Annotated in this window: 7 protein-coding genes; 3 read left to right on the top strand and 4 right to left on the bottom strand. The window is 70.0% G+C overall.

The window, feature by feature from the left end; translation table 11 throughout:
• Positions 1 to 51 precede the first annotated feature (51 nt).
• Positions 52 to 1,167, bottom strand: a complete 1,116-nt coding sequence (ssd, locus tag Y706_RS0121990) for a septum site-determining protein Ssd (RefSeq protein ID WP_028278265.1) — start codon at positions 1,165 to 1,167, stop codon at positions 52 to 54.
• A gap of 134 nt (positions 1,168 to 1,301) precedes the next feature.
• On the opposite strand from ssd, the gene Y706_RS0121985 reads away from it, so the two are divergent.
• Positions 1,302 to 3,044 (top strand): bifunctional 3'-5' exonuclease/DNA polymerase, encoded by a 1,743-nt coding sequence (locus Y706_RS0121985; RefSeq protein ID WP_028278264.1) that lies wholly within the window; start codon positions 1,302 to 1,304, stop codon positions 3,042 to 3,044.
• Between the two features lie 80 nt (positions 3,045 to 3,124).
• Positions 3,125 to 3,448: a YegP family protein gene (locus Y706_RS30695; protein ID WP_343213114.1), complete on the top strand. Its 324-nt coding sequence runs from the start codon at positions 3,125 to 3,127 to the stop codon at positions 3,446 to 3,448.
• A 51-nt stretch (positions 3,449 to 3,499) separates the two neighbouring features.
• Here the strand turns inward: Y706_RS30695 and Y706_RS0121975 are convergent, their stop codons facing one another.
• From Y706_RS0121975 to Y706_RS0121965, 3 genes are all read right to left on the bottom strand, one after another.
• On the bottom strand, positions 3,500 to 4,180 hold the full coding sequence (locus Y706_RS0121975) for an NUDIX hydrolase (protein ID WP_028278263.1): 681 nt from the start codon (positions 4,178 to 4,180) through the stop codon (positions 3,500 to 3,502).
• Positions 4,177 to 4,947 carry an endonuclease III gene (gene nth / locus Y706_RS0121970; RefSeq protein WP_028278262.1) on the bottom strand — a complete coding sequence of 257 codons (771 nt, stop codon included), beginning with the start codon at positions 4,945 to 4,947 and terminating at the stop codon, positions 4,177 to 4,179. The genes Y706_RS0121975 and nth overlap by 4 nt, the downstream gene beginning before the upstream one ends.
• Before the next feature lie 96 nt (positions 4,948 to 5,043).
• Positions 5,044 to 6,495: a hypothetical protein gene (locus Y706_RS0121965; RefSeq protein WP_028278261.1), complete on the bottom strand. Its 1,452-nt coding sequence runs from the start codon at positions 6,493 to 6,495 to the stop codon at positions 5,044 to 5,046.
• A 431-nt stretch (positions 6,496 to 6,926) separates the two neighbouring features.
• On the opposite strand from Y706_RS0121965, the gene Y706_RS27170 reads away from it, so the two are divergent.
• Positions 6,927 to 7,150, top strand: a 224-nt coding sequence (locus Y706_RS27170; protein WP_343213112.1) for an acetyl-coenzyme A synthetase N-terminal domain-containing protein, incomplete at its 3' end; no start/stop codon positions are given.

Below are 7,150 nucleotides of genomic sequence, written 5' to 3'. Positions count from 1 at the left end.
CCCGCCGGGCCGGACGTTCCGGTCCGGCCGGTTCTACGGCCGCGTGGGCACTCATGAGTCGTCTCCGCCGTTCAGCTCAAGGAGTCCGGCCGCGAACCGGCGGACGGCGCGGTGCCGGCCGGTTTCGAGAAGGCGGCCGACTTCCGTTGCCCCGGCCAGATCCCTGATGTCCGGCATGATGCCCTGAAGGACAAGCCCCACGGAGCCGGCGATCAGCGGCGCATCCAAAGCGGCGCCGCGACTGGCCCGGACCACGAGCGCGGTGTCCACGGGTGGAAGCTCCTGCAGCAGCCAGGCCGTGGCGACGGCGGCCCGCAGCCGGGCGGGCGCCACGACGATGATCCGGTCGCATTCGCCGGCGAAGGCCCGCAAAGCCTCCCGTTCCCGGCCGATATCCAGCACCACCAATTCGCAGCCGCGGCGGGCGGCGTCAAGAACCGCGGCCACGGTGGTCGCGTCCACCCCGGCGGCTTTGTCACGGGTTCCCGGCCACGACAGGAAGGAGAATCCACCGGCGACCGGCAGAGACTCCTCCAGCTGGGCCGGGTCGATACTGCCGCTCACCCCGGCCAGATCCGGCCAGCGGAGCCCGTGGGTTTCCTCGGCGGCCAGCGCCAGTTCCAGGCCCCCGCCCCGGGGGTCGCCGTCGATCAGCAGCACCCGGATCCCGGCCCCGGCGGCGGCCTGCGCGATCCAGATGGCGGCGGTCGTGGCCCCGGCACCGCCGCAGCCGCCGGTGAGACCCAGCACCAGTCCGCCGGCTTCCGGGGCGCGGGACCGGCTCAGGTATTCCGCCAGCCAGGCGGCCGCGTCCGGCAACACCGCGACGCGTTCGGCCCCGACGGCGGCGGCCAGATGCCATAACCCTTCCCCGTCACCTTCGAGGCCGAGCATCACGGCAGGGGGCCTCCGCCGGGGCGGCAACCCGCGGATGTCGCTGCCCACCAGCACGGCGGCCGCGGCGTCCCAGAACGGCGCGGCCTCGGCAACGTCCTGCACCGTCCGCAGCTGGCCCCCGGCTGCTGCGACGATGCGTTCCACCTCGCCGCGCAGCACATCGGCGCCGGTTACGAGCAGGATTTCCGCGGAATCCCCGGGGGTCCAGGGCTCATGCGCCCGCGGTGGCGGTGGCGGTGAGCCTGGACCACGGTGCTGGTGCCTGTTCATGCTGCCACTGTGCCCGGGCCGAGACCGCAGCGGAACCGCCGTCGTGGGCTATGTGGACAACTCCGGCGTCTTTCCTGCACCGCGGCCGGCGACCGAGCACGGACCACGTCCCGGAGCAGGGCAGAATTGACCCTATGTATCTGCTGCTCGCTGCCCACGCCGACGGCGCGGCACTGCAGCACCTCACGGCCGATGGCGCCCCCGAACCCTCCGATCCGGAACCCCGCGTGGTCAGGCCCGGAGACCTCGCCGGAATTGTGCGCGAGCTTGAGGAGCGGCGCCCGCGCTGGATCTGGCACCGTACTCAGGACTGGTATCCCGCGTTGCTGCGCGCCGGGGTGGAACTCGAGCGCTGCTACGACCTCACCTTGTGCGGTTCGATCCTGGCCCACTCGGAGTTCACCGCCCACACTGGCTACGCGCAGGCGGCGGAGAAGCTGACCCAGGACGACGAGCTACACCAGCCACCGCGGGGGCTGCAGCCTCCTGCCCCGCCGCCGGAACAAGGGGCCCTGTTTGATGCCCCGGCCTCCGGCCAGCGTCCCGGCCAATCCCTTGAGGCTCTCCGGGCCGAGTACGCCGCGCAGCAGGAGGCCCTTCGCCAGGCGGGACCTGCGCCCGGAACCGCCTCCGGCACGGTCATCGTCCCTGACGCCGGCCGGCGCCAACGGCTCCAGCTGCTGCTCGCGGCGGAATCCGCCGGAGCCATGAGCGCCGCCGAAATGCAGCACACCGGCGTCCCGTGGCGGGAGGAACTCCACGAACAGATTCTCGCGGAACACCTCGGACCCCGCCCGGCTCCCGGTCAGCGTCCGGCCAAACTCGAATCGCTCACGGCCGAACTAAGGCTGCTGCTGAAGTCGCCCGGGCTGAACCCCGACTCCCCGCAGGAACTCATGCGCGCCCTGCACCGCAACGGCATCGAAGTTAAGACCACCCGCCAATGGGAGCTGAAAGAATCCAGCCACCCCGTGATCGTGCCGCTGCTGGCCTACAAGAAACTGGCCCGTCTCCACGCGGCCAACGGCTGGGCGTGGCTCGATACCTGGGTGAAGCACGGCAGGTTCCAGCCTGAGTACGTGGTGGGCGGCGTGGTCTCGGGCCGGTGGGCGTCGCGGGGCGGCGGGGCGCTGCAAATCCCGCGCCAGGTCCGCGGCGCGGTCCACGCCGATCCCGGCCACAAACTGATCGTTGCCGACGCCTCGCAACTGGAACCGCGCGTGCTCGTGGCGCTGGCCCAGGATTCCAAAATGGCCGAAGCCGCCCGGGACAAGGACCTCTATGCCGGCATTGCCGCCCAAGGCTTCGGCGGCGACCGGGCGAAGGCGAAGGTGGCCCTCCTTGGGGCCATCTACGGGGCGACCACGGGCGAGTCCGGCCGGCTGATGCCCCAGCTGGCCCGCACCTACCCCCGCGCCGTGGGCTTCGTCGAGCAGGCTGCCCGCGACGGCGAAGCCGGCAGGACCGTGACTTCGCGCCTGGGCCGGAGCAGCCCGCCGCCGTCGGAGCGCTGGCTGCAGAGCCAGCACTCCACCACCGCGGAGGAACAGCGCCGGGCCGACTCGATCGCACGCTCGCGCGGCCGCTTCACCCGGAACTTTGTGGTCCAGGGCTCGGCCGCTGACTGGGCGGCATGCTGGCTCGCGGAACTGCGACGGAGGCTTCGGGCCATACGGGCGGAAGGCGCGGCCGCCGGCGAACTGGTGTTCTTCCTCCACGACGAAGTCATGGTCCACTGTCCCGAATCCGCCGTCGGGGACTGCATCAAGGCGATCGAGGACTCCGCAAATGCCGCGAAGGAGCTCTTGTTCGGCCGCATTCCGGTGGAATTTCCGGTCAGCGTGGCCGTCGTCGATTCGTACGACAATGCCAAATGAGTGACCGAAGTCACTGCCTGTAACGTACCCGTCGGTAGCGTTGTGTGCGCTCCGTCACCGGGCTACCCTCGGAAAGGCCGGTGAATTTCCCGTACGATCCGCCGGCTATTGCAAAGACGCAAGGATATTGGGGAGGCACAGGTTTGGCTGGCATTTTTGAGATCGCGCAAGCTGGCGACAAGGCTTATTTCTTCAGGTTGACGGCGGCGGATGGCACAGTAGTGGCCGTGTCCCCGCTTTTCAGCTCCATCAAGAGCGCGGCGGCGGGCATCAACGCCGTGCGCGAGAACGCCGCGACCGGCCTAGTTGTGGATCGTTCCGGTGCTCACCGGCGGGTCGCCACCAGCAGGTCGGGAGGACGGGCGATGGCTCCCCTGGCGGGCAGCCCGGTGGCTGCCGGCTAGGCGGCTGCAACCCCGTTGCTGCCCGGCCGGCAGGCCGGCGCCGTGCGGGCTTCACACATCAATCCCGTAGAGCCGCGCGCGGTCCCACGGCACGGCCCAGCCCAGCTGTTCAAAAAGCTGGTTCAGGATCATCCCGGTAAAACCCCACACCACGACGCCGTTGACGGTGAAGGCTGGGCTCTGGAATGTCTGGCCGGCCCGGCTGACCGTGGCCATCACCCGATTGTCCGGGTCCAGCAGGTCCCTGACCGGGACCCGGAACACCTGCGCGGATTCACCGTAATCGACCACCCGGACCGGCGACTGGGCAGCCCACCAGGCCAGGACCGGTGTGACCAGGAAATTGCCCCGGGGCAGGGCCAGTTCAGGCATCACGCCGAGTACGTCCACCCCCGCAGGGTTCAGCCCAGTCTCCTCCTCCGCCTCGCGGAGGGCCGCGCCCACCACGGACTCACCCGGATCGATGCCGCCGCCGGGAAACGCCACCTGCCCGGGATGGTCCTCGAGCGTTTGGGCCCGCTGCAGCAGCAGCACGTCCAAATCGGCCGGAGCCAGCAACTTCTCGGACACTGCGGGGACATTGTCCAGCGCACCAAAGAGCATCAGCACCGCTGCCCTACGGATCCGCTCGCCGGGTTCGACGGCGAGTTCCCGCCAGCGCGGATCCGGGGCCGGCGCCGTGCCCGCCTCCACCGCGGCAACGAGGTCGACGAGGTCCTGGCGCGCGGTCACGGCTGTTTCCTCTGCGATTCCATCCGGATTTCCGCGGCGCGGTGCGTCTCGGCCAGCAGCCGGGCCAGCAGTTGCTCCTGGCCCGGGGCGAGTTCGTACTTCAGCAGTTTCTTTGCCTTCTCCGGGTCGGTTTCCCCCATGCCGTAGCTGGGGCACCAATTGGCCACCGCGCAGGCGCCGCACGCCGGCTTGCGGGAATGGCAGACGCGGCGGCCGTGAAAGACGACGCGGTGCGAGAGCATGGTCCAGTCCTTCGGCTCGAACAGCTCAGCGACGTCCGACTCGATCCGGACCGGATCATCCGACTCGGTCCAGCCAAAGCGCCGGGCCAGCCGGCCGAAGTGGGTGTCCACCGTGATGCCCGGAATGCCGAAGGCATTGCCCAGCACGACGTTCGCGGTTTTCCGCCCGACGCCGGGCAGCGTCACCAGGTCCGCGAGCCGGCCCGGCACCTCGCCGTCGTACTCGTCCACCAGCCGGGTGCACAGCGCCAGGAGATTTCTGGCCTTGGCACGAAAGAAGCCGGTGGGCTTGATAATGGCCTCCAGCTCGGCCGGATCCGCCTCCGCCATCCGCCGCGCATCCGGGTAGCGCGCGAACAGCAGGGGCGTGATCTGGTTGACCAGCACGTCCGTGGTCTGCGCGGACAGCACGGTGGCTATCACGAGCTCGAACGGCGTGCGGAAGTCCAGCTCCGCGTGGGCGTAGGGGTACTGCTCCGCGAGTTCCCGGTTGATCCGGCGCGCGCGGCGCTTGAGCGCCAGCATTGACTCCCCCGACGCCCGCGGCGCACCCGGCTTGGCGCTCCCCGGGATCGGGGTGCCGGATTCCGGGCTGCCGGATTCCGTGGTCACGGCGGCGGACTAACCGCGTTCGATGTTGCTGAGGTCCCGCAAAAGGCCGAGCCGGCCGTCGGTGTGCTGGACCAGGAACTCGTTGCCGCGGTCCTCCAGGGCAAGGACCCAGCCGCCGGGTTCAATGACGAACGCCGGGGCACCGGTGCGCACATCGACGGCGGTGCGGGGCTGCGCGACGGCGAACCAGAAGGCCTCGTGAACGGGGTGGACATCGTCCTCCGCGGGCCGGCTGGCGGGATCAACGGTCGCGCCGATGGGTTCCTGCGGCCGGGCCTGTTCCTGCGGCCGGACCTGGGGGTTGACTGTAGTGGGGGCGCTGCCGCCGGTGGCGGCCGGCACGCCGGCGGCCTGGGTCTGTTCCGCGGCGGGAGCCGTCTGTGCAGCGGCACCAGCGGCGGCACCGGCGGCGGCGGCAGCAGGGACGCCGGCGGTCCGGGTCTTGTCCGCGGCGGACGGAGCAGACTCCGGAGCCGGGGCCTGCGTCGGGGCCGTCGATGAATCCGTAGATGCCGGGCCGGCGGTCGGCACAACGCCCGAGATCTGGGTCTCCGGTGCACCGGAGACCGCAGCGCTGGGGGCTGCCGCGGACGCCGCACCCACCGAAGATGCCCCGGCAGGGGTCCCGGCAGGTGTGGTTGCCGCCGCCGTGGCAGCCTGGCTGCCGGTTGCCGGGCGCTTGGCCCAGCCCGCGGCCGCGCCCGAAGCGGCCGCGCCGGAAACGGCCTCGCCGGAAGCGACCGGGCGGGACGCAACCGGGCCGGATGCGGCCGCCAGAGAAGCGCCCGCCCCGGCTGCGCCCGCACCCGCAGCGTCCTTGGTCAATTTGGATTCCTTCGGCTGCTTCGGTTGCTTCGGCGCCTTCGGTGCCCGGGGCTTTCGCACCGGGACAACAGCTTCGCGGGCAACCACGTGGGCAGGCGCGTCCTCCCGGCCCAGGAAGTCGCCGGCAAAGAACGGGATCCAGCGGCCCAGCACCGTGGCGGCGAAGAGCCCCAAAGCGCCCAGGAGCGCGATCAGCATGCTCGGCACGAACGCCCCGGCGGCGGCGAGGAAAAAGAAGGCCAGCGTGAAGGACGCTACAACGGAAGCGAACTGGTCGATCGACAGGGATCCGATCCGGATCTTGGTCGACGGGCTGAGGCGGCGGGCCACGAACAACGCAGTGACAATGAGCGGCAGCACGATGCCCAGGCCCAGGAAGAAGAGGCTGCCCAGGTTCCAGAGGTTGTAGGCGAAGGCAAACATCGGAATCAGTGAGGCGATGAAAAGAAGCAGTGTGGAGCCGAAAACGGTGAGGTCACGGATGGTGAACGGGCCGAGGACGGCTTCGTTCTTCTTCCCGGTCTTCTTGTCCACCGTGAAGCGTGGCGCATCCCCGAACCCGGCGGGCCCCGGCTGCGCCGTTCCACCCTGGTTCTGGGCGGGCGCCCGGAGCTGCCCGTTGTCTTGCTCGTTCATTCCGTATCTCCTTAGCATGGCGGCGCCCTGGACAGCGCCGTCTAACGGCAGGCAAGGACAGGACCGCCAGCGGTCCAGTCGCCTCCATCGGATGTCACAACTTCATCTCAGCCTAGCCAAGTGAATGGCCGATCACTAGCTGACAAGCCGAGGGCGGACGCAGCAGAATTCCCCAGATTTCCGAATCCCGGACGCTTGCCCCGGCCCGCCGTCCGGCGCCGGGGACAGACCACTCGGCGCTTAACGAACACCGCTCACGGAGCTGTTTGTGACGGGGCGCACGTTTGGTCGGACCCAAGTATTAGTGTTGATTCCAGACAGCGCTAGCGGCTCTGCCGCCGTCTGCCGCCGCCCGACGTCGCGCAAGCGGCCCGGCGCGACGGTGACGGGCACGGCCGCGCAGCCCGGATCGATGAATGATGAGGTTCACCATGTCCCAGCAGACACCCGGCTCCATGGTCACGCAGATGACCCAGGGCGATGCCTTCGAAAACCTGTCGCAGGAGAACCGCCGTTTCGCGCCGTCCGCCGAGTTCGCCGCGAACGCAGTGGTCACCGCCGCCGATTACGCGGAGGCCGACGCCGACCGGCCCGCGTTCTGGGCGAAGCAGGCCCGGGAGCTGCTGAGCTGGTCCAGGGACTTCACCCAGGCGCT

Origin of the sequence: Arthrobacter sp. I3 (genome assembly GCF_000520575.1) — a bacterium.
In the GTDB taxonomy this organism is placed as follows: Bacteria; Actinomycetota; Actinomycetes; order Actinomycetales; family Micrococcaceae; genus Arthrobacter; species Arthrobacter humicola_A.
Note: the sequence above shows the minus strand (reverse complement) of the source record. Positions and strands in the feature narration are given on the sequence as shown.